We start from the raw sequence: 20,891 nt of genomic DNA on the forward strand, positions 1-20,891 counted from the left end.
CGTTGTGATAGAACGGGCGGGCCATGACCCCCGAGGCCGCTGTCGCAACCACTGGCGCCGTCGTCATCGGAGTCGTGGACGCGCTGATCGTGGCGCGTGTGCTGCGAGCCTACGGTCGCTCCCGCCGCCGTCCACACTTGGTGATCGCCGCGGGCATCGCAGCGTCGTACGTGGCGGTCATCGGGGCGTGCCTCGTGTTGGGAGCGCATGGCGACCCCGGCCTCGCCAGCGGCTCGTGGTGGACCGTCGCGCGCTCCGCTGGGTTGCTGGGGCCGGCGCTCGCGTACGGGCTCGTGGGCGTGTTCGCCGCGGAGGCGTTCGCGCGCAGGCAGGTCACCAAGCGGCTGTCGTTCGTCGTGCTGTTGGCGCTGGTGGCCGTCGCCGCGGCCGCGCTCGTGTTGGAGGCACCCGCTGTCGCGACGCCGGCCACCATGCGCTGGTCCCTCCGTGTGCCGTTCGTCGCGCTCTCTCTCGCCGGGTCTCTCGGCGGCGGTCTGCGCGCGCTTCGGCTCACGCGCGCCTACCGCGCGGCGCGTTCCAGCGGTCGCCCCGTGGACCCGGTCGCGCTGGGACGCATGCACGTCATGGCGCAAGGGTTCGTCGCCATGGCCATCGGGCAGCTCGCTTTGATAGGCTTCGCTCATGAGGGCCGCTTCGACTCCATCACGGGCTTGGTCATGGTGAGCCTCGTCATGTTGGGCGGGCTGGGGTTCGCTCTGTCCTGCGTGGCCACCTGGGCCACCCCCGCTTGGCTGCGGACGCGCTGGGAGGCTGCATGACCCCCGCCTTCGACGCGGCCGCCAGCACCCTGGCGAGCGCGGTGGGACTGACCCCCACGCAGGCGCGCGGCACGCTCCGGTTGGCGCTCAAGCGTCAGGGCATCGACCCGCGCATCGCTCGGCGCGCGGACCTGACCGCCGCGCTGCCGAACCTCGCCAGCATCGTCAGCGGATACCGCATCACGATCGAGGCCGCGCACATGGGCGCCATCCGAGCGGCCATCGAGGCCGCTGCAGAGACCAGCGACGACGCCCTCGACTTCTTCCGCGACATCGACTGAACACGCTGGTGTCGCTCGGCGTGTTCCGCGGGCGACGGCCCGAACGCCAGTGTGCCGCGGACTCAGCTGCGGTCCTTGCGCGCTTCGTCCGAAAGGAACGCGATGACCTGGGCGCGGTCCTCCGCGCTCCGATGCGCCTCACCGCGCCGCTCGTCGAGCGTGTCGATGTACTGCAGCAAGCCTACCTCGTTGAACGCGTACGACGGAGGCTCTGGGACGGCCTCCCGCGCCGCGCCGTCTGCCTCGGAGCGCGCCGTCCGCGCGTGGTACAGAGCGCACGTGTCGCTGTTGTCGAGCAGGAGCAACCCGGGCTGGTGGTTCACCAGCGCCCCCCACCCTTCGGCCACGGACGTCGGCACGAGCTCGGCGTGCAGCTCGCTCAGCGAGCGCCCGGGCACCCCGCGCTGCGCTTCTCGGAGACGCCGCATCCCCTCGCGCGAGGTGACCCACGTGGCGAAGTAGCGCCGCGGACCGTCGAGCCAGAACGCCGTGGGGAGCGGCGGGGTGTCCTGGTGCAGGTCTTGGTAGAAGCCCGTCAGAAAGGGGTTCTGGCTGTACCCGTGCTCCCATGGTGCGCGCTGGGCGAGCGTGTGGTTGGTCGCGTTGACCGGCAGCCCTGGAAACTCGATCAGGCCGTGCGTCTGGATGTCTGCCCGCAGCTGCTGAAGGAAACCATACGCCGTGCCGCTGTACGGGTAGGTGCGGAGGAGCGCGGCCGGGACGTGGATGCGCAGGCCTAGCGCGGGTCGGTCGCCGTCGCGCAGCGCGTACACGCCCACCTCGGACGCGCACTCGGCGAGCAGATCGGCCAACCTGAACGGCACGCGTGCAGCCATCACCCGCGGGTCATAGCGCATCCAGCGCCCGACGCAGCTTCGGGGCGCGCGCTCGCGCCTCGCCGCACGCGGCCGGTACGGTCGAAGCACGGTCCACCACGCGTTGCGAAGGCAGGGCTTCCGCCCATCACGAGTCGTGCTCTAGGATGCGGGCTCGATGTCCCAACCCGAGACCTTCCGCAAACGCTGGGTGTTCCCTATCGCCCTGTTGGCCGTCACGGCCCTCGGGCTGTTCTGGTCGGCCTACACGCTGGACCACTTCGTCACCGGCGGCGCCCACCAGCCGATGCCGGACGACGGGTTGGTGGTGCGCTTCCTGGACTTCGATCCGGGGAGCATCACCGACGCCGTCAGCGCCCTCGCGGCCATGGTGGCGGCGGTGCTCGGCATCGTGATCACCGTGGTGTCCATCATCGTGCAGCTGTCGAGCGACCGCTACACGGGCGTCGCGACCATGTTCTTGCGCGACCGCCTGAACCTGGGCGTGATGGGCTACTACATCATCGGCACCGTGGTCGGCGTGATGGTCAGCGTGTCGCTCAAGGGCGACTACGTCCCACGCGCCACGCTGGGCGTGATGCTGACCATCACCACGTTCGGCCTGGTGCTGATGGCGCCGTACTTCGGCTACGTGTTCTGGTTCGTCGAGCCACGCAACATCATCACCCGCATCCGCCGCAACGCCGTGCGCACCGCGCGCGAGGGAGCGGTGTTGACCGATCCCGGGCGACTCCTGCAAGCGCAGGCCGCGACGTTGAGCGCGATGGAGGAGCTCACGGACATCACCAGCAACTCCATCTCGGGCAAGGACAAGATCATCGCCAGCCAGGCGGTGGACGCGCTCAAGGACTTCGCGCTCGCCTACATCGATGTGAAGCCCAAGGCGTCCAGCCTGTGGTTCCGCATCGGAGAGCTGATCAAGACCAACCCCGACTTCGTGGCCATGGACCCCGAGTCCCTCGGCGATCTCGAGGAGCGGCGCACGTGGGTGGAGTGGAAGGTCATGCGCCAGTACCTCGGCATCTACAACGAGGCGCTCGCCCAGATGCGCGACATCAACTACCTGATCGCCATCGACACGCGCTACATCGGCGAGGCGGCGGGCAGGGCCAACGACGAAGAGCTCATGCGGCTGGTGTTCCGCTTCATGAACTCGTACCTGCGCTCCACGCTGAACGCGCGCGACGTTCGCACCGCCTACAACGTGCTCAACCAGTACCGCCTGCTGGTGGAGGCGATGATCCGGCAAGGCCACGGCTGGGCCGCGCTCGAGGGCGTGCAGCACATGATCTACTATGGTCACGTCAGCTACGACTCTCAGCTCACGTTCGTGACCGAGACGGTGGCCTACGACGTGGGCGCGTCGTGCCAGAACGCGCACGACGGTGGGGCGCGCGAGGAGAGCAGCATGCTCGAGGCGTTCCTGCGGCTGGACCGGCCGCTGCGCACGCGCAGCCAGGAGGCCGCGCTCTTGGGCGTGCGCAAGGCCCAGGTGAAGCTGGCCGCCTACTACCTGGCCGTGGGTCAAGAGGAGAAGGCGCGCCTCATCCGCGACGACATGGCCGACGAACCCCAGGAGCGTCTGCTGGCCATCCGGGAAGCGCTCGAGCGCGTGACCACCAAGGACTTCTGGGAGATCATCGATCGCGGGCGCAACTTCGAGTACATGCCCCCCAAGCAGCGCGCCCAGCTGGACACGTTCTTCAGCTGGCTGGTCCCAGCGCAGGGAGAAGAGGCCTGAGCAACGGCAGACCGCTCAGCCTTCCGGGACGGCGTGCACGGACGTATCCCGACTTCGGACGTCGCGGCGCCGCACGTAGCTCGCTGCGCGCCGGCGGAAGAGCGCGAGCTGACGCTCGTCGAAGACCCTGCGCCCGAAGCCGTAGCTCATGACGTTGTCCGGGTCGGGGTGGTGGTTGGCCCCGAAGAAGTGGCCGAGCTCGTGCGGCAGCGACCACAGGCCGGTGCGCGCACTGAGCAGAATGTACGTCGCCGGGCGCTGGCGTCCCCCGGAAGGGATGTGGGCGCCGCTGATCCAGCCCGTGGGCTCACGCCCTTGCGCGGCCGCTGCGCGCACGGTGGCCGCAGAGGGACGCGGATCGTGGATGGCCTGCGTGACGAAGATGTTGATCGCGCGCGGGACGAGGTAGCGCCGCAGGTGGCGCCGCTCACGGATGTCGTCGATGACCTCGTGCTCCGGGGGAAGCGACCGCACCTCGTCGATGTAGAAGGCCACTCCCGCGGGCGCGAACAGCACCCCGGCCTCGGCGAGCTTCGCGCGCAGGGTGTCGTCGTCCACCACGGGCACCCCTGCAGCCGTCGTCGCGACGTGGAAGACCACCGCGAATTCGGGGACCTGGGCCCGCGCTGTGCCGGGTGCCCAGGTCAGCAGCAAGGCGGGCAGCAGAGCGAGCAGCCCGAGCGGCCCGGAGGCGAGGAGTGTGCGGAGAGCCGTCATGCCAATGAAGTGGACGCGTCAGGCCGGAGAAAGTTCCCCGCGCGCGGACATTGGGGGCGAGCCGCTGCTCTCGGCCGGCGGCCTGCTGCCTAGAATTCGCCCGCCTCGATAGCCGCCTTCATGCCCGTGAGCGTGGCCTGGTGCGACGAGACCCCGTTGGTGACGGTGTAGTCGATGAGCAGGAATTCAGCCTCGAACGTGAGGTACTCGGTGATGCGCGTCACGCCGGGAGCGACCTCCTCGAACGCGATGAGCTGGTGCGTGATGACGCCGGGCGCCGTCCACGAGTCGGTCTCGTAGTAGTGGTCGTCGGCGTAGATGCGCTGCTGCGCGTGCGTGTTGATGGGCACGGCGAGACCGCCCACGGGGAGGTTCTCGATCGCGGTGAACTCGCGCACCACGGCCCCGTTGGCCTCGTACTCGCGGTGGTTCACCACGCGCTGCAGGAGCGCGTGGCGCCCGACGTGGTTGTCGATGTTGGAGTACGCGTCGAAGACGTAGTCGATGGACGCGTTCACATCGATGGAGATGGTGCGCGACACCTGCCGGCGGAGGCCCCAGCGGGGAAAGGCGCCGTGCGGCTCGACCAGGTCGTAGGCGGTGAACGCGACCTGCCACTCGAGCGCGAGCTCCGCGTCGGTCAGCGACTGGGCGTGCGCATCGACGGGGGACAGGGCGCTGGCTGTCGCGGCGATGAGGACGAGCACGAGCACGGTGCCCCCGAAGGTCGGGCGGGCACAGCGGGGAGGACGTTGGGGGGCCATTCCCCCAACATACGGGTCTGTGCATCTCCGTCCAGTGCGGGTGTACATTTTTTTCACACACGCCGCGGGCCGCGCGGAGTCGATCAGAGGTCGGACACGGGCGTCCATCCCCCCGCCGACCAGCGCAGCAGCATCGGATCGATGCCGTGGCCATCGCTCGCTGCATGCGCTTGGGCGAGCCGCCGCAAGGCGGCCACGTCGTCGGCGCGCGCGTCGCCTGTGAACAGGACGTGGTCACGTGAGGGTGCCGCGACCAGCAGCTGTCCCTCGACCTGCTGGGCGATGGGCGCCCAGGCGTCGAGGAGCAGCAGTCGGCTGGCTTCGTAGCTGTCACCTGCGCGGAGGGTCATCACGCGGGAGCCGTCTTCGACAGGCGCGAAGCCGAAGTCGGCGCAGGCGGCGCGCAGGTTGGCCAGCGCCAGCGCATGCAGACTCGGTACGTCCAGCTGGAGGTCGGCCAAGTCGTCCGACGTGAGCACGCGCATGCTGTCCGAGCGGTCCTCCACGTACGCTACCCGCACCCCGGGCTGGAAGGGGGTGGTGGGCAGCTCCGGGCGGGGGCTCGTTCCGTCAGGAGCCGGCATGGCACGGGACTCGGCTTCGAGCGCCGCGAACCACGCATCGGGCTTGAGCACGGCGCGCACGCGTGCGGGGTCGACGGCGGCGTTCCAGGCCGCGATGCTCTCCGAGATGCCGCTCACCCAGCGCTGCGCGTTGGACTCGCAGGTGTCCGGACGCGCGCCGCACTCGGCCCACAGGTTGTCCAGGTTGGCGCGCATGCGCTGCCCGTCCTCGAACACGATGTCGAACGAGAGAGGGCCCGCTTCACTCACCGTCGCCTCGGGCAGGCTCGCGTGGACCAGCGGTGCGACCCGACAGGTGAAGCGGGCGGCCTCGTCCTCACGCATCGCGCAGCCGTCCCCTGCGCGCGCGAGGGGCTCCGTCGTGGAGCAGCCGTCGCATCCGACCACGCAGGCGGGCGCGAGCGCGAGCGCGAGACCGAGGGAGAGTGAGCGCGGGACGGGACGCACGCGGCGGAGCATGCGTCCGAGCTACGCGACTTGGGCGCTGCGCTCAAGCCAAGCGTGGAGGCGGCGGCGCGTCGGAAGGTGGACCAGCCGAGTCCGCGTCCTGCCCCGCGGGCGGCGGGGGGGCCGGTGCGATGGTGCCAGGACGAGGCGCGACCGTCCGAGCCACGCGACGGCGCACTCGGCGCGCCGAGAGCTGGAGCCCGCTGAGGGCCATCAGCAGGCCGAGCCCCAGCAGGCCGAGGATCACCAGGTACCAGGCCTTCGGATGGCGGTACAGCCCGCGGAAATCGAAGCTGTGCAGGCCGTGGTAGAGCCAGCGCATGAGGCGGGAGCGGCGTCCGTGGAACGCGAGGGGCTGCGCACGAGCCGGGTCCCAGTAGAGCGCGTGCTGCTCGCCGTCAGCGAACGTCACGCGCATCACAGGCAAGGCGACGTCGGGCGCGTCGTGCGTCGGATAGTGGTAGTCGTCGGGCTCGTGCAGGACCACCAGCTCGGCCGGGAGGTGGCCTGGGTGCGCGCGCGCGAGGGCTCGCAACAGCTCGTCGGGCTCGAAGGAGGGCCGCGCCGTGGCAGCGCCTTGGGCGCCGTCCGCGCGCACCAAGAGCGACTCGCGCGGTGACGCCACGCACCGGTAGTAGGGCACACCGTCGAAGCGCAGCGTGTGGAGCTGGCGCACGGCCAGCGTCTGCGCGCACGCGGTTCGGGCCTGCTCGGGCGGCAGCGAGAAGTCCTCCCCGGCGGCGGGGCCACCTGCCAGCTGCTGCGCGAGCGCGGTGGGCACGCCGGATCCCGGGCTCACACCGAGCGGATTGAGGGAGAGCGCGCCGCTGAGCAACCACGTACACAGGAGCGGCCCCGCGAACAGGCCGAGGACGTGGTGCACGCGGAACGTGGGCTTCCGGTAGGGGCTGAAGCCGCGTCCGCTGCGCCGCGCGCGATGGACCGAGCGCAGCGCGGTCATGAGGCCCGTCGTGGTCACGAGCAGCCCCACCAGCGCGAGGGCGATGACCAACCCGCGCCAGAGCTCCCGCTCACGTCGGAGCACCGTGGGGTAGATCCAATGCGGGATGGCGCCCAGCCACGCCCAGCCGCGCTCCCAGCGTGTGGTGCGCTGCACCACCTCACCCGTGCGCTCACTCAGGTAGAGCTCCGTTCCGCGCGCGTCGTCGAGGGCGTAGTGATGGAGTGGGAAGGCATCGCGCAGCGCGCTCGAGAGCGTCCACTGGTCCGCGCGTGTGAGGCGGCCGAGCGTGCGTGTCTCGTGGCCGTGCGCGCGCGCCAAGACGTGCAGCGCTCCGGCGTCGAGCGTGGGTGCCGGGCTCCCGTCGAGCGGGAGGGCCAGGCGGGTGTCGCCACGGCGCCCGACGCACGTCGCGCGCCCTCCGATGACCAGGATGCGCAGCCCTTCGGGGGCGTCGAGCCCGGCGCGAAAGCAGGTGCGCACATCCGCGGCCCCGAGCGACGGGAGCGCGGGCTGCTGCGCCAAGCGCTCGGCTTCGGACAGGCGCGGGTACCCGATGAAGACCATGACCGCTCCCGACGCGCACCACGTGACCAGCAGCAGGCACATGGCCATGCCCACGGTACGGTGCAGGGCGTTCAGGCGCTGCGCCCAGCGCAGGCGCAGCACGGGGCGGTCGGTCGCGCTCATCGGGTCACGCGCACGCGCAGCATGATCTCGCGCGAGGCCCCCGGCGTGAGGTTCTGGTCGATCGACGAGACCATGTACGCCCGCTTGTCCAAGAGGTTGTTGCAGCTCAGCTCGAAGCGCACGCCGCTCACCTCGTACCAAGCCGCGAGGTTCATCAGCGCGTAGGCCTGGAGCGGCAGCTGGTTCTCGTTGTCGGCGAACTGCCGCCCCATGAAGCGCCCGCCCACGCCCACCCCGAGGCCGTCCATGGGCGTCGCCTGCACCCACAGGGTGCCGGTGTGGCGCGCGACGAACGTGGGGTGCCGGCCCGAAAGATCGTTGCCCTCCGTGTCGCGGAACACCACGAAACGGGCGTCCGTGAACGCGTAGCTCAGCTGCAGCGACACGAAGCGGTAACGCGTGCGGAGCTCCGCCTCGAGGCCGCGGCTGTGGACCTCCCCTGCGGTGTCTACGCGGTCCATCTCGCGCGTGTAGGTCACGTTGCGCTTGCGGATCCAGTAGCCCGCGGCGTCCAAGCGCGTGTCACCCGCGAGGATCCGAAGGCCTCCCTCGAACTGCTCCGACAGCTCGGGGCGCACCTGGCGGAAACCGATGGTGTTCCCGTCGTCGTCCGTGATGGCGCCCTGCAGGCCGAGGCGCGCGTTGGGCTCGTAGCCCGTGGACCATCCGGCGTGCATCACCAGCCACGGCACCGGGCGGTTCACCAGACCTGCGCGATACGTCAGGCCGACGCTGTGGCGCGCGTCGGTGGGGCCGCGCGAGGTGCGCTCGTCGGTCGCTGGATCGAAGCGGTCGCGCCGGCTGTCGAAGTCGAACACGTCCACCCGCGCCCCCACGATGGCGTGGAAGTTGGCGGGGAGCGTGAGGTGGTCTTGCGCGAAGACCGAGTGAGCCCGCATGGAGGCGACGAACGCGCTGTCTCGCAAGATGGGCACCTCGGGCGCCGTCTCGACGGGGTGCCGCAGGTCGACGGGTGGGATGGTGTAGTCGAAGATGTTCGAGGCCCGGTCGCTGCGCGCGTTGCGGAGCCCCGTGAACTCGTACGCAGTCAGCACGCGGTGCTGCACGGGGCCGGTCTCGAAGTCGGCGAGCAGCTCGACCTGGTTCGAGATGGGCGCCCAATGGTGGAAGAAGTAGAAGTAGTACGTGCGGTCCACCATCGGCGTCAGACCGGAATCGTTGTAGGCGAGCCCCTCCGTCGAGAAGTACTCGTACTCGTCGCGCGCGAACGAGAAGCGCTCGCGCAGCCGGAGCCCCGGGGCGATGTCCCACTCGTAGGCCGCCTCGACGTCCCAACGCGCGTAGTCGAGCCCGTCCTGGGGCGTGTTGTAGCGGTTCGACAACACGGCGTTCTCGGGCAGGCCGCGTGTGCCGTCCGCGCGCAGCGTGGTCGGGATGCCGCTGTCGGTGTCGTAGTGATCCCGATACACGCCCGTGCGCAGCATCACGCGATGCGCCGCGGCGGGCTGGTAGAGCAGCGTGAGCGTGCCCTGCGTGCGCCGCGTGCCGAAGTCGCGGTAGTCCGTGTGCGCCGTGTGACCTGCGTCCACGCGGTACGTCAGGCCGTCGACGATGGTCCCGGCCGCGCCGAGGTGGGCCTGCCACTGACGCGGCGTGCCGATGGCCAGGTCGGCCACGTACGCCGTGTCCTCCGAGGGGAGGCGCCGAATCAGGTTCACGACGCCGCCGACGGATCCGTAGCCGTAGAGCACCGCGGACGGGCCGCTGAGCACCTCGATGCGCTCCAGGTCCCACAGACCGCCCTGCGGGTGGCTGTTGACGAACGTGGCGCGGTTGTCGCGGCGACCGTCGTTGAGCACGATGGCCTGAAAGCCGCGCGCGCGGATCTGCTGGAAGCCACCGTAGCGGAACACGGGGGTCACGCCGGGCAGGAGGTAGAGCGCGCTGTTGACGTCGTGCGCGCCGCGCGTACGGGCGTCGTCGACGGTCACGCGGTGAACGGTCGCGGGCAGCTCCTCGACGGGGATGCCCATACGGGACCCCGTGTCATCCAGGAGAGCGCTCCCGAGACGCGGCATGCGCAGCACAGTCGCGCTGGCACCGAAGGTGACCTCTTCGTCGTCAGGGTCTTCCACCGCGACGTCCGAGTCGTCGATGGGCTCGTGCTCGCTGGACGGCTCTTGGCCTGTGGCAGCGTCAGGTGGGACCGGGGCGCCGCCCGTGGACGGCGTCCGTTCCCCAATGGGGTCCGGCCGTTCCGTGTCTTCGGGCTCCGCAGCGCCCTGCTCCGTCTCCGGGGTCCCCGGCGATGCCGCGGTGCGCGGTCCATCGGCGGGCGCGGGACCCGGCACGGGGGCTGGTGGGGCCTCTGTAGGCGGCGACTCGGCCGCCTGCTGCGGCTCGCGAGGAGCGGGTCCCTGTGCAGAAGCGCGGCCGACATGCGTCGCAGAGAGCGCAAAGAAGACGCACGTCGACGTCGCCACGACGAGACGCGTGGATCGCGAGAGAATACACATAGAGAGAGGCCTTTGTCGGTGGTCTACGGAGCTTCGCTGCGACGCACGTGGCACGACGCACGGCACTTCACCGCAGAGGGAACAGACAAAGAGGCAGCACGAGTGTTCGCGTGCCCTCGGAGCTGTATCCCGCAGCGGAGGGTGCGCGTTCGAGCAGGTCTCCGGACTCGCGACCCTAGACCCCGTCGCCTTCCCAGGTGCAGCTCAAAGAGCCGTCGCCCAGTGGCGTGATGACGGGGGGTTCGATCGCATACCGTGGCGGGAACCGTGTTGGCGTTGCACCAACTTCCCTCTTCGGCCGCCGCATGTCTCCGCGACGACCTCGCGCAGCCCCGAGGGACCGCGACCCGATCGCTGCCGTACCGTGAGCGACCAACACGCCTGTGTCAAGGGACTTCGAATGCACGGACGCGTCAGTCACCGATGAGCACGAGTCGGCCTGTGCGGGGGTCGCGGTACACCTGACCCACCGACTCGAACCCGTCGTCCCCCTCGGCGCCCACTCCGGCCGGGGGCTCGCTGAGCTCCTCACCGGCCTCGAGCGGCTGCGCGCGCCGACCCGCGCGGCTCGCGGGTTGCCAACCCGACGCTACCAGCGCCGCCATCAGCCCGCACGCGAACACGAGCATCACGTCCACGAGGCTGGCCATGCTCGCCATGGGGTCTGGCTCTTCGTCGAATCGACTGCGGAAGCGGTCACTCATGAAGGGTTTCTTCCTGAATGAACAATGCGTCGTACCATCGTCGGCGGAGTCTTCCGGACACGAAACCCGCCATTCCAATCAACAGACCCAAGACGGTCGTGTCAAAGGCGACAGTCACCGCGCTCGACAGCGTGCTGGGGTCGCCCTCGCCGAGGGCGGAGAGACCCGGCCCGAGCGGCACCAGGGTGCCCATCAGGCCCAGCATGGGGCCGACGCGCGCGAGGACGTCGCTGCGCTCCACGCGCACCCGGAGCCGCGCGTGGAGCGCAGCGTCGGCCAGCTCCTTGCGCAGCCTACGCAACCCCGACGTGCGCTCGCCGACGAGCAGACCCACGTCTGCCACGGCCAGGAGCGTCAGCGCGAGCAGCGCCGCGATCACGGGCGCCTCGAGCCAGCTCACGAGCAACCTCAGCAGCCCCGCGGGACCGTGCGCGTTCATCGGGCCCTCCGTCCGCGACGCAGCCCGAGCAGGAACGCGAGGGCGAGCACGCCCACCCCCGCCATGACGGCCTGCGGCGCGCTCACCTCGCCTGCGGCGCCGTCGTCCACGCTGACCTCGCGTACCGTGCTCGGGCTCTCGTTGTCCGACGCCGCGACCTCCGGTTGCTGCGCGGCCGCCAGCGCCGCATCGAACGCTTCGCGTGTGTCCTCTGGAAGCCGCTCGCGCACGAAGGCCATGACGGGATGGTCCGGCTTGGTGTGCCCGCTTCCCGGCAGCCCGCTCTCCAGCACCAGCGCCGCGAACTCCCGTGCGATGGCGTCGACGCGTTCGGGCGGCGCGTCCCAATACGCGCGCTGCGCCGCCACCAGCATGATGGCGAGCATGTTGGTCTTCACGTGCGCGTTGGGACCGCTCGCTAGGAACTCGGTGAGACCCAGCTCGTGACCGTCGCGCAGGTACACACGGTCGACCTCGTCCCAGACCCAGCTCTGCACGATGTCGGGGTTGGTCACCTGCCAGCCCCAGAGGTTCTCCATGAACTCGCTGCCCATGGTGCGCGCGCCTGCGTAGCCGTGGTTCATCAGCGCGTGCAGGTACGTGGGGTTCAGGTGACGCGCGCGGAGCTCGGTCAGCAGCGCGTGTGGGAGCGCCTCCATGTGCGCCTCGTCAGCGCTCGCGTGCTGCACCACGTGCCCGTCCGGGACGTGCCCGCTGGCGTGCTCCACGGCCACGGAGAGGCCGCCGAGGTAGTCGAACCCGTCGTTGTTGTCGAGCAGCCCGTACAGGTTGCTGGCGCGACCGAGATAGGTGTGCCGCGTGCTCGCGAGGCGCCGCGCGAAGGCCGCGTGTGCTGGCGCGCCCTGCTGGTCCACCCCGTAGGCGTGCCCCATGCGTCGCTCGTAGGCAGCCGCCAGCTCGCGTCGTTCACGGAACGCGCCCGAGCGCTCGGCCAGGCGGTTGATGCCCGCGCCGTACCCGCCGGGTGCGTTGCCGAAGAGCCGCAGGGTGGCGGTGCGACCCGCGACCGCCGGCGCCTGACCATCCGCCAGGCTGGCCGCCGCGTCCACCACCCAACGCGCCGCGACGAGGTTCTGTGCGAGAGGCTCGCTCCCCCCCGCGGCGAGCTCCCCCAGCGGCAGGAGCGCAGCAGACAGCGCCTGGCTCAGCTCGGGGTGCTGAGCGCGGATGGTCGCGGACGAGCCGTCGAGCGCGAGCAAGACAGCGCGGTCGAGCCACACCAGGAGGTTCGCGTACAGGTCGCGAAACAGGCCCGACGTGACGAAGGTGACGTCGCGGCGCATGCGTCCGTCGCTGAGCGGCTGCCGCTCGATGGAGCGCAGCACGCCGCGCGCGTTCCACACCGGGCGCACCCCCAGCAGGTCGAGCCCGAAGGCCACCATCGCGCCCTCGTCGCGCACCGTGTCGGAGGCCCACAGGATGACCGCGTCCCCTTCCCCGCTCGGCACGGGGTTGTCGCGGCGCGCCTCTGCGGCCAGCTCGGCGCCCAGCGCCCACGCGGTGGGGGTGGGCAGCTGCGCTCCGTCGAGCGCGTGGAAGTTCCTCCCGGTGGGCAGCACCTCGGGTGTGCGCACGGGGTCGTTGCCGCTGCCGGGCTCGACGAAGCGCCCCTCGAGCGCCGTGAGCAGCGCCGCGCGCTCCGCGTCCGGAGACGCGCGCAGGGCGCGACGCCACGCGGGGTCGACCCGCCCGTCGCCCGCCATGGACGCCAGCATGCGGTCCACCGCGGGGGCCTCCCAGGCGCGCCCGAACACGTGCAGCCCGAACGGCATGAACTGCTCCTGCAGGTGCGTGAGGTAGTGCCCCACCTCGTGCACCAGCAGCTCGTCGTCCACCTGGTCGAAGCCGATGCCGCGCACCTCGAGCTCGCCGCGCATGCTCTCGCTCAGCTCTTCGCGCAGCCCCAGCTCCGTGACGCGCGCGCGCATGGCGAGCACGGCGCGCGCGCGCACGGCGTTGCCCTCCTCCCCGCCGGCCGCGGCTTCGAAGCTCTCCACCAGCTGGCGCAGCCCGAGGAGGTCGTCGTACAGCGGGCTCGTCGCGAGCGAGGGCGTGAGGTGGTCGACGATGGTCGCCAGCCCGCGCCGCTTCGCCTGGATGCCCTCACCCACCCCGTCGACGATGTAGAGGTAGACGCTGGGCAGGTCCCCGACGCACAGGCGCGAGAAGTCGGTCGCCGCGAGCCCCACCCGCGGCCCGGGCAGGAACTCGTACGTGGAGTGCCGACCCACGTGCACCAGCACGTCGGCGCGGAACTCGCTCCGCAGGTACTCGTAGAACGCGAGGTACTGGTGCGGTGGCGGGAACGCGAGGTTGGCGTGCAGCAGCTCCTCGTCCAGCTCCCACCCGCGGGGCGGCTGCGGCCCCATGAACACGTTGCCGAAGCGCAGCCCCGGGATGACCAGGCTCCCATCGCTGACCATGACCCGCCCTGGTGCAGGCCCCCAGCCGCGCAAACCCTCGATGCCCGTGGCCTCGATCGCGCGCGTGAGGCGGCGCACGTCGTCCCACGCCCCGCGCCCCGCGAGCGCTGCGGCGTACGCGTCGCCCAGCTGCTCCAGCAGGCGCATGGCGCGGTCGCGCGCGCGGTGCCGCGCTCCTTCCGTCAGGTGCTGCACGTCTCCGAGCGTGCGACTCACCAGCGCCTCGACGAGCACACGCTCGGCTGGGTCGTGCTGCCCCTCCACACGTGCGAGCAGGAGCGACAGAGGCCCCGACGTCACCGCGGTCTGCACCGCTTCGGGGAGCGCGCCGAAGGTCGCCGCGTAGCTGGCGGCGGAGACGGTCTGCGCAGTGGCCGCCAGCTCCGCCAGCTGTCCGCGGTCCGAGGGCAGGTTCACGCCGCTCGCGAGGATGCGCTGTAGCAGCTCGTCCTGGGTGCGCGGCAGCGCGTCGCCCACGTCGTAGCCGTTCGCCTTCAACGTGTGCAGCAGTTCGAAGAGCGTGGCGGGCACGTCCAGGTTGTCGGCGCCGATGTTGTGTCTGCCGGGCGGGTGGTTGTAGTAGACGACGGCGATGCGCTTGTCGGCGTTGCGCAAGGTGCGCAGGCGGGACCAGCGCTGGACGCGGGCGCTGAGCGAACGCAGCTCCTCGTCGATGGGCTGAAGCTGGTGCAGCTGCAGTCCCGTGCGCGCGTCCGCGACGACGGGGCCTGCGGCGGCGACCACCACCCCCTGCCCCGCCCCCTGCAGCTCGGGCATGGCCACGCGGTAGTGCACGCTGTCCCACGCGAGCCCGTCCTCGGAGAGGCGCCACGCGGCCTCGCTGCGGTCAGGCAGGCGCAGCCCCTTGATGACGGGCACGTCGAGGCGGCCGAGCAGCTCCGTCGCGCGCTCTCGCCCCTCGCCGCCGCCCACCACGAAGTCCTGCAGCAGCACCAGCGCGTGCAGCGGCGCGCCGCGCGTCAGCTGAGGTAAGGCCTCGAGCGCGGCGACGCTCGGCGCCCCCCAGCGGGCCAGCACCGAGAAGCACTGCAGCTCGGCTCGCTCCAGGTGGGCGCACAGCGCCGCGTGCACCTCGGCGTCGCCGGGCCGTGAGCCCGTGTCGTAGTCCAGCACCGCGACGCTCGGCCGGCCACGTACGAGGCCGAGCTCGGCAGCCTCCACCTCGCGTCCGCCACGCAGGTAGCGCACGGGGGCGACGGGCTGCACGGGCCGGGCCCGGAGCGCAGCGCCCGCACGACCCAGCACGAACACCATCAGCTGCGCCAGGTTGGGGGCCCCACGGGCTGTCCAGTAGGCGCGCGCCTCGAACCAAGGGCCGAGCGCGGGGTGCGCGCGCGTCAGGCGTGCGACGTCGGCGACTGGCTCACGAGAGTCCCCCAGGCCCACGGTGGCTTCGTGCAGCACGGCGTCCGCCACGCCGTCGAACACGAGCCCGCCCGCGTCGCGGCTGCGGCGCAAGAGCCCAGCGTCGCTGCTCAGCGCGAACACCGTGCGCGGCGAGCGCTGCGTGAGGGCACGGCCCACCCGAGTCGCCGTGTCGCCGAACACCGCGCACAGCAGCACGGCGTCCGCGTCGCCGAGGAGCGCGCGCAGCTCCGCGTCGGTCAGCTGGTCGAGCTGCTCGGTGGTGCGCAGCTGCAGCTCGTGCTCCGGGTGCAGGCGGGCGAAGATGGTCGCGCCCTCCAGCAGCTCGGGCGCGTTCTGCTCGGACACGACGCCGACCAACCGCAGCGCGGCCGCGTGCATGGGGGCGCTCAGAATGGCGGCGGACACGATGCATGCCGTGAGCACACCACGCAGCGAGTGGCAGCGCCGAACGTGCGCACGCGGCGTCACGTGCGAAGGGTGGACGATGGGGACGCGCCGACTGACGTCAACGGGCGGGGAGAAACGAAGCAGGGGGGACGACACGCAGACACCCTCGCGCCCGTAGAGAAGCGGAAGGGTCGAGCGTGATCGGTCGCGCGCGCCCCGCCGCCCAAACCCGAGGCGCTGTGGAGGAACGCACGGGGTAGGTCTCCGGGCTCGTCCGCGGGAGAGCAGGCTCTCCTGACGCTGTCGCCTTCCCAGGGCGCGCTGGCCCCAGTGGCTTCGTGACAGCGCTTGCGCGCACATACCGTGGCGGGTCCGCGTCGGCATCTCACCGACTTCCCTGTTGGAGCCCGGCGTTTTCCCGGGCCCTGTGACCGCGAGCGCAGAACGCGTCCGTGGTCACCCAGTGCGCTGCGCGTGGTAGGCAGCGGGTGCCCGGAAGTCAACCCGCGGCCCCATCCCGTGCGCTATACCCGCGCCATGGGTGACGCCACGAAGATCGCGCCGACCGCGCACTACACCGCCTACGCGTGGCACGTGCTGGGTCTGCCGTACGCAGAGCACTTCGCCACGCCGCTCGGGCGTCGGCTGTTCCGCGCCTACGGGCTCCTCGAGCTGCCCAGCAAGCTGCGTGGGCGCCCGAGCAAGCTGCTGCGCACGCTGCACAACCGGCACGCGCTCATCGACGCCGAGCTCGAGCGGCTGAACCCGGACATGGTGGTGGAGCTGGGCGCGGGGCTGTCTCGGCGGGGGCTGACGTTCGCGCTCGACCACGGTGTGCGCTACGTCGAGCTGGACCTGCCCGCGGTCGCTGCCTTCAAGCGACGCGTGCTCGAAGACCACGTCCCCGCTTCGTTGCTCGCGCGCGCGGGCGAACGGCTACGTGTGCTGGACGCGGACATCCTCGCGCCGGGGTTTCGCGACGAGCTGGCGAAACACCTAGCCGGCGCCGAGCGGCCCGTGGTCGTCGCCGAGGGGGTGGTGGGCTACTTCGAGGCGGCGCAGCGGCACGCGATCCTCTCCAGCATCCGGGGTGCGCTGCCCCACACAGGCGCGCTGCTCACCGACCTGCGCGTGAGGCAAGGACAGGCTGCGTCCACGCGCGTGCTGCGGCTGGGCATCCTGATCGCCACACGCGGCCGTGGTGCGGCGCCGAGCTTCGCAGACCGCAAGGAGGTGCTGGCCATGCTGCACGGCGCAGGCTTCACGGACGTCGCCGAGCTGCCCGCCCTCGAGCGGGACGTGCTCTCGACGGTGTGGCGCAGCCGACCCTGAGCCACGCGACTGGCGTCACGCACGATGGACATCGCGAACACACGCCCCCGTCACGAAGCGGGCGTGCACACGGGCACGTGACCGCGCCCGGAACCCGCGAGGCTCAGCGCGGCTTGGCCGCGGCCCTGATCGAAGCGAGCACGCGATTCGCGACTCGTCGGCGCCCACCTCCCGCGACCAAGTGCGGCGCCCCGTAGAAGCCCACGGCCCCCACCATCAGCATGCGCGCGTAGTCCTCGCGGGCGGCCTTGTCGAGACCCAGCTGCTTCATCAGCCCCTCCAAGATGGCGAGCACCTGCGCGTCGGCGGTAGCCACGGCCTGCTCGATGACGGCCTCGGCCGCGCCCCAGGCGCGCATCGCCCGGTCGCGCTGCCCCAGCTCACGGTGCGTGAAGAGCTGCACCATCGCCTCGAGGCGCGCAGACGGGTCGTTGGGCAGGGACGCGAGGTGCTCACGTGCCAGCGTGGGTTGCGTGCTCGCCCAGTACTCGGCCACGGCGTCCACCAGCTCCTTCCGCGACGCGAAGTGGTGGTAGAAGCTGCCCTTGGTCACGCCCAGCGCGCGGCACAGCGCGTCGATGCGGACCCCTTCGCTGCCGCCCGTGCGCGCCGCCTCGATGGACGCCTGCACCCAGTCCGAGGGGGCCAGGCGCTCGCGCGGGCGGCGCTCAGCCATCGAGCCCGTGCGTGGCGAGGAAGCGCTCGTAGTGACCCAGGCACTCCGCCAGCTGCGCGTTCTGGCCCATGTAGTAGTGCGACGCGCCCGAGATCTCGTGCATCTCTTTCTTGGCGTGCGGGATGGCGTCGTACAGGCGACGCGTCTGGCTGGGGGTACACGCGTCGTCTGCGAGGTTGCCCACCACCAAGGTGGGCACGCTGGTCTGTGCGCCGTTGCGCTCGCCGTGCACCACCGAGTCCCGCAGGCTCCACTGCGAGAGCCAGCTGCGCAGCGTGGTGAAGCGCGCGAGCCCCACCGGACCATCGTTCACCACGCGCGGGTCCCCCAGGTAGCACGTGCCGGGCTTGCGCTCGTTCGGGTCCACCGCCGGGTCCAGCCAGCAGGGCGCCGCCATGGTGCCGTGCACCACGAAGGCGCGCTCACCGTGCGGCTGACCGCGGCGAGCGAGCAAGTCCAGCTGGTGCCGCGCCCAGTCCGTGATGCGGTGCGAGCGCGCCACCTGCGCGGCCGCATAGCGTGCCAGAAAGGCCTCGCTGTACGGCGGCTGCGGCGCGTCGGGCCCATAGAGAAACAGCTCCGGGTCGCGCGCGTTCGGGTCCAGCTCGTCCAGCACGGAGGGGTCCATCCACTCGGTGAGCGTGGCGGAGCGGCTGACGTGCGCGGCCACCAGGAAGATGCCCTCGGCCGGCACGAAGCGCGCCGCGACGAGGTCGGCCGGGTCGCCCGCGGGGGTGTGCGTGATGCTCGGGCGCTCCGCCTGCGCCTGATAGAAGAGCGCCAGCGAGCCCCCGCCGCTCCATCCGCCGAGGATGAAGCGCTCGTACCCGAAGCGCCGCGCCGCGTCCTTGATGCCCGCGCCCAGGTCCAGCGCGCACTTCTCGAGGATGAGCGCGGTGTCGTTGCCGCGGTAGCGCGTGTTCACGTAGAGCACGTGGTGCCCGCGCTCGGCCAGCGCCTTCATGACGGGCAGGAACGCGCCGCCGCCGATGGGGTGACTGAACACGATGGCGGTCTTCGAGCTGTGGTCGCAGGGGACGATGCGCATGGCCTCCACGAACACGAAGCCCACGTCGCCGCCGTAGGTGTCCTTGGCGCCGCCCGGGTCGCGCGCCACGATCATGTACGGGTGCCGATGGACGGCGTACGGCGCCTCAGCCACCGGCCGCCTCCAGGAACGCCGCGGTCGGACGGAGCCGGCGCGAGGTCTCGAGCGCCACGATCTGCCACTCCACGCGGCTGACGTTGTCGTGGAACTGCCGCGCCATGGCGCGCGCCTTCTCGGGGGCGCCGTGGTGCAGCCCCTGCGGGTCGTGCTCCAGCATGCCCGCCCCGAGGGGCGCGCCGAGGAAGCTGCCGCCGTGCACGAAGATGACCTCGTCGTAGTCCACGTTGCGGTGGTTCACCGGCACGCGCTCCGCGCCCTTGCGCCCCTCGGCCGGGCGCGGGAGGAAGTTGCACAGCACCACGCCGCGCGCCCCGAACAGCTGGTGCACCGGCGGCGGCAGGTGCAGCGTGTCGCTCGAGACCACGTTCCAGTCGCGAATGTTGAAGCGAAACGGGAACAGGTCGCCCTTCCACGCCTCGACGTCGCAGGGGTTGTGCTTGTAGGTGATGGACGAGGAGCCGCCGTCGTGCTGCAGGACAATCTCCCACTCGTTGGGGTCGTCGATGACGTGCGCCTCGGGGATCTCGATGGTGCTGGGGTCGAGCGGAGCGTGCCGACCGAAGGGGCCGTAGTCCGGGATCGTCAGCTCCGAGCTCGTCTCGAGCACGTAGAAGTGGTTCTGCACGCCATCCGGCACGATGCGGAACGTGACGGCCTTGGGCATCACCAGGTAGTCCCCGGGCTCGTAGCGCAGGGGGCCGAACTCGGTCTCGAACAGCCCCGTGCCCTGGTGGACGAAGTAGGCCGCGTCCCCGTCCAGGTGGCGTGTGTAGAAGGGCATGGGCGCGCTGCGCTTGCTGAGCGACACGGCGCAGTCCTCGTTCTCGAGGAGGCGCAGCGGGAGCGCGCGTGGGTCGCTCTGGTCCGGCACCGCCAGCTCGCGCGTCATGGCGCGGCGACAGCGGAGCGCGCCGTGGGCCTTGTAGCGCTGGGGATCGTTGCGCCGATACAGCTGGGCCATGCGGCCCGAGAAGCCCTGGCGGCCAATCTCGTCCTCCTTGAGGTCACCGATGTCGACGTGGGCTTGCCGCGGGGGGTTGCCGCGGTGCGGGTGGAAGAACGACTTCATGGAGCAGCTCCGGGGTGCGCGCGGGCGCTTGACGCACGGGGCTCTCCGCGCGATGGTGAGCCGCTACATACCATTCGGTATGGTATGGTTCAACCCCGCAGCGCGCGTGCCCTGCGGACTGCACCCCCAACGCCCCCCGAGCCTCCGATGAACCGCATCCAGTCGATCCTGAACGACGACGGCCACGTCGTCCTGCCGGGCGTGTACGACGCCCTATCCGCCAAGCTGGCCGAGCGCGCCGGGTTCCGCGCGTTGTTCGTGAGCGGCTATGCGGTGTCCGCCACGTACCTGGGAGAGCCGGACGTGGGCCTGCTGACCCAGACCGAGATGCTGGCGCGCTTGCGGACCATCTGCCGCAGCGTGAGCGTCCCCGTCATTGCGGACGCGGACACCGGCTACGGCAACGCGCTGAACGTCATCCGGACCGTGAACGAGCTGATCGACGCCGGGGCCGCCGGCTGCTTCCTCGAGGACCAGGTGTGGCCCAAGCGCTGCGGGCACATGCAGGGCAAGAAGGTGGTGCCGCGCGCCGAGTTCATCGAGAAGCTGCGCGCGGCCGTGGACGCGCGTGGCACGCGAGACTTCGCCGTCTGCGCTCGCACGGACGCCATCGCCGCAGTGGGTTTGGACGAGGCGCTGGCACGCATGCACGCCGCGCGTGACGTGGGCGTGGACCTGCTCTTCGTGGAGGCGCCACGGGACGAGGCGGACATGCAGCGCGTGGTCGCGGAGCTCCCCGGGCCGTTGGTCGCGAACATGGTCGAGGGCGGCAAGACCCCGCTGCGCTCGGTGGACCAGCTGCGCGCGCAGGGCTTCCAGGTGCTGCTCTATCCCGTGAGCGGGCTGTACGCGGCGGCCCACGCGCTCAGCCAGGTGTACGGGGCGCTGCGGCGCGACGGCATCACCACGGCAGAGGCTGAGCGCATGGTGAGCTTCGACGAGTTCGGCGAGCTGATCGGCCTCGAGGCCAAGTACGCCCTGGCCTCCAAGTACGAAGCTCCGTAGC

Annotated in this window: 17 protein-coding genes and 2 riboswitches; of the genes, 5 read left to right on the forward strand and 12 right to left on the reverse strand. The window is 71.1% G+C overall.

Annotation, left to right across the window (positions count from 1 at the left end):
* The first annotated feature begins 23 nt into the window (after nucleotides 1–23).
* A complete protein-coding gene (locus tag H6726_30350) occupies nucleotides 24–779 on the forward strand; it encodes a hypothetical protein (protein MCB9661980.1) in 756 nt (251 codons plus the stop codon).
* A complete protein-coding gene (locus H6726_30355) occupies nucleotides 776–1,060 on the forward strand; it encodes a hypothetical protein (protein MCB9661981.1) in 285 nt (94 codons plus the stop codon). Before H6726_30350 ends, H6726_30355 begins: the two co-directional genes overlap by 4 nt.
* Before the next feature lie 62 nt (nucleotides 1,061–1,122).
* On the opposite strand, the gene H6726_30360 is transcribed toward H6726_30355, so the two are convergent.
* The gene (locus tag H6726_30360) at nucleotides 1,123–1,896 is read right to left on the reverse strand and encodes a hypothetical protein (GenBank protein ID MCB9661982.1); all 774 of its coding nucleotides are present in this window, start codon (nucleotides 1,894–1,896) and stop codon (nucleotides 1,123–1,125) included.
* A 157-nt stretch (nucleotides 1,897–2,053) separates the two neighbouring features.
* Between H6726_30360 and H6726_30365 the strand changes: the two genes are divergently transcribed.
* Entirely contained in the window at nucleotides 2,054–3,637 is a 1,584-nt protein-coding gene (locus H6726_30365; GenBank protein ID MCB9661983.1) for a DUF2254 domain-containing protein, read from the forward strand.
* Between the two features lie 15 nt (nucleotides 3,638–3,652).
* Here the strand turns inward: H6726_30365 and H6726_30370 are convergent, their stop codons facing one another.
* The 8 genes from H6726_30370 to H6726_30405 form a co-directional block, all read right to left on the reverse strand.
* Nucleotides 3,653–4,354 carry a hypothetical protein gene (locus H6726_30370; GenBank protein MCB9661984.1) on the reverse strand — a complete coding sequence of 234 codons (702 nt, stop codon included), beginning with the start codon at nucleotides 4,352–4,354 and terminating at the stop codon, nucleotides 3,653–3,655.
* A gap of 89 nt (nucleotides 4,355–4,443) precedes the next feature.
* Entirely contained in the window at nucleotides 4,444–5,118 is a 675-nt protein-coding gene (locus H6726_30375) for a hypothetical protein (protein MCB9661985.1), read from the reverse strand.
* An 83-nt stretch (nucleotides 5,119–5,201) separates the two neighbouring features.
* The gene (locus H6726_30380) at nucleotides 5,202–6,149 is read right to left on the reverse strand and encodes a DUF1444 family protein (protein ID MCB9661986.1); all 948 of its coding nucleotides are present in this window, start codon (nucleotides 6,147–6,149) and stop codon (nucleotides 5,202–5,204) included.
* 43 nt (nucleotides 6,150–6,192) lie between these two features.
* Complete coding sequence (locus H6726_30385; protein ID MCB9661987.1) at nucleotides 6,193–7,800, reverse strand: PepSY domain-containing protein; 1,608 nt, start codon at nucleotides 7,798–7,800, stop codon at nucleotides 6,193–6,195.
* Nucleotides 7,797–10,112, reverse strand: a complete 2,316-nt coding sequence (locus H6726_30390; protein MCB9661988.1) for a TonB-dependent receptor — start codon at nucleotides 10,110–10,112, stop codon at nucleotides 7,797–7,799. The genes H6726_30385 and H6726_30390 overlap by 4 nt, the downstream gene beginning before the upstream one ends.
* 318 nt (nucleotides 10,113–10,430) lie before the next feature.
* Nucleotides 10,431–10,595, reverse strand: a riboswitch (cobalamin riboswitch).
* Between the two features lie 95 nt (nucleotides 10,596–10,690).
* On the reverse strand, nucleotides 10,691–10,981 hold the full coding sequence (locus H6726_30395; protein ID MCB9661989.1) for a DUF2149 domain-containing protein: 291 nt from the start codon (nucleotides 10,979–10,981) through the stop codon (nucleotides 10,691–10,693).
* Entirely contained in the window at nucleotides 10,974–11,420 is a 447-nt protein-coding gene (locus H6726_30400; protein MCB9661990.1) for a MotA/TolQ/ExbB proton channel family protein, read from the reverse strand. The genes H6726_30395 and H6726_30400 overlap by 8 nt, the downstream gene beginning before the upstream one ends.
* Nucleotides 11,417–15,631, reverse strand: a complete 4,215-nt coding sequence (locus tag H6726_30405; GenBank protein ID MCB9661991.1) for a cobaltochelatase subunit CobN — start codon at nucleotides 15,629–15,631, stop codon at nucleotides 11,417–11,419. The genes H6726_30400 and H6726_30405 overlap by 4 nt, the downstream gene beginning before the upstream one ends.
* A 267-nt stretch (nucleotides 15,632–15,898) precedes the next feature.
* A riboswitch (cobalamin riboswitch) is annotated at nucleotides 15,899–16,042 on the reverse strand.
* Nucleotides 16,043–16,177: 135 nt separating this feature from the next.
* Between H6726_30405 and H6726_30410 the strand changes: the two genes are divergently transcribed.
* Entirely contained in the window at nucleotides 16,178–16,972 is a 795-nt protein-coding gene (locus tag H6726_30410; protein MCB9661992.1) for a class I SAM-dependent methyltransferase, read from the forward strand.
* 103 nt (nucleotides 16,973–17,075) lie between these two features.
* On the opposite strand, the gene H6726_30415 is transcribed toward H6726_30410, so the two are convergent.
* Genes H6726_30415 through H6726_30425 form a run of 3 tightly spaced genes read right to left on the reverse strand, consistent with a single transcriptional unit; the run spans nucleotide 17,076 to nucleotide 19,885 of the window.
* Nucleotides 17,076–17,648 (reverse strand): TetR/AcrR family transcriptional regulator, encoded by a 573-nt coding sequence (locus H6726_30415; GenBank protein MCB9661993.1) that lies wholly within the window; start codon nucleotides 17,646–17,648, stop codon nucleotides 17,076–17,078.
* Nucleotides 17,641–18,771 (reverse strand): alpha/beta fold hydrolase, encoded by a 1,131-nt coding sequence (locus H6726_30420; GenBank protein ID MCB9661994.1) that lies wholly within the window; start codon nucleotides 18,769–18,771, stop codon nucleotides 17,641–17,643. Before H6726_30420 ends, H6726_30415 begins: the two co-directional genes overlap by 8 nt.
* A 31-nt stretch (nucleotides 18,772–18,802) precedes the next feature.
* On the reverse strand, nucleotides 18,803–19,885 hold the full coding sequence (locus H6726_30425) for a homogentisate 1,2-dioxygenase (GenBank protein ID MCB9661995.1): 1,083 nt from the start codon (nucleotides 19,883–19,885) through the stop codon (nucleotides 18,803–18,805).
* 147 nt (nucleotides 19,886–20,032) lie between these two features.
* Here H6726_30425 and H6726_30430 point away from each other — a divergent pair, with 147 nt between their 5' ends.
* Complete coding sequence (locus H6726_30430) at nucleotides 20,033–20,890, forward strand: isocitrate lyase/PEP mutase family protein (protein MCB9661996.1); 858 nt, start codon at nucleotides 20,033–20,035, stop codon at nucleotides 20,888–20,890.
* The last annotated feature ends 1 nt before the right edge of the window (nucleotide 20,891 follow it).

It is taken from the genome of Sandaracinaceae bacterium, assembly GCA_020633055.1.
Taxonomy (GTDB): domain Bacteria; phylum Myxococcota_A; class Polyangia; order Polyangiales; family Houyiibacteriaceae; genus JADJJE01.

Coding starts and splice junctions, on each gene's coding strand:
- H6726_30350 (MCB9661980.1), top strand. CDS start 24: ATGACCCCCGAGGCCGCTGTCGCAACCACTGGCGCCGTCGTCATCGGA.
- H6726_30355 (MCB9661981.1), top strand. CDS start 776: ATGACCCCCGCCTTCGACGCGGCCGCCAGCACCCTGGCGAGCGCGGTG.
- H6726_30360 (MCB9661982.1), bottom strand. CDS start 1,896: ATGGCTGCACGCGTGCCGTTCAGGTTGGCCGATCTGCTCGCCGAGTGC.
- H6726_30365 (MCB9661983.1), top strand. CDS start 2,054: ATGTCCCAACCCGAGACCTTCCGCAAACGCTGGGTGTTCCCTATCGCC.
- H6726_30370 (MCB9661984.1), bottom strand. CDS start 4,354: ATGACGGCTCTCCGCACACTCCTCGCCTCCGGGCCGCTCGGGCTGCTC.
- H6726_30375 (MCB9661985.1), bottom strand. CDS start 5,118: ATGGCCCCCCAACGTCCTCCCCGCTGTGCCCGCCCGACCTTCGGGGGC.
- H6726_30385 (MCB9661987.1), bottom strand. CDS start 7,800: ATGAGCGCGACCGACCGCCCCGTGCTGCGCCTGCGCTGGGCGCAGCGC.
- H6726_30395 (MCB9661989.1), bottom strand. CDS start 10,981: ATGAGTGACCGCTTCCGCAGTCGATTCGACGAAGAGCCAGACCCCATG.
- H6726_30400 (MCB9661990.1), bottom strand. CDS start 11,420: ATGAACGCGCACGGTCCCGCGGGGCTGCTGAGGTTGCTCGTGAGCTGG.
- H6726_30405 (MCB9661991.1), bottom strand. CDS start 15,631: ATGCACGCGGCCGCGCTGCGGTTGGTCGGCGTCGTGTCCGAGCAGAAC.
- H6726_30410 (MCB9661992.1), top strand. CDS start 16,178: ATGGGTGACGCCACGAAGATCGCGCCGACCGCGCACTACACCGCCTAC.
- H6726_30415 (MCB9661993.1), bottom strand. CDS start 17,648: ATGGCTGAGCGCCGCCCGCGCGAGCGCCTGGCCCCCTCGGACTGGGTG.
- H6726_30420 (MCB9661994.1), bottom strand. CDS start 18,771: ATGATCGTGGCGCGCGACCCGGGCGGCGCCAAGGACACCTACGGCGGC.
- H6726_30425 (MCB9661995.1), bottom strand. CDS start 19,885: ATGAAGTCGTTCTTCCACCCGCACCGCGGCAACCCCCCGCGGCAAGCC.
- H6726_30430 (MCB9661996.1), top strand. CDS start 20,033: ATGAACCGCATCCAGTCGATCCTGAACGACGACGGCCACGTCGTCCTG.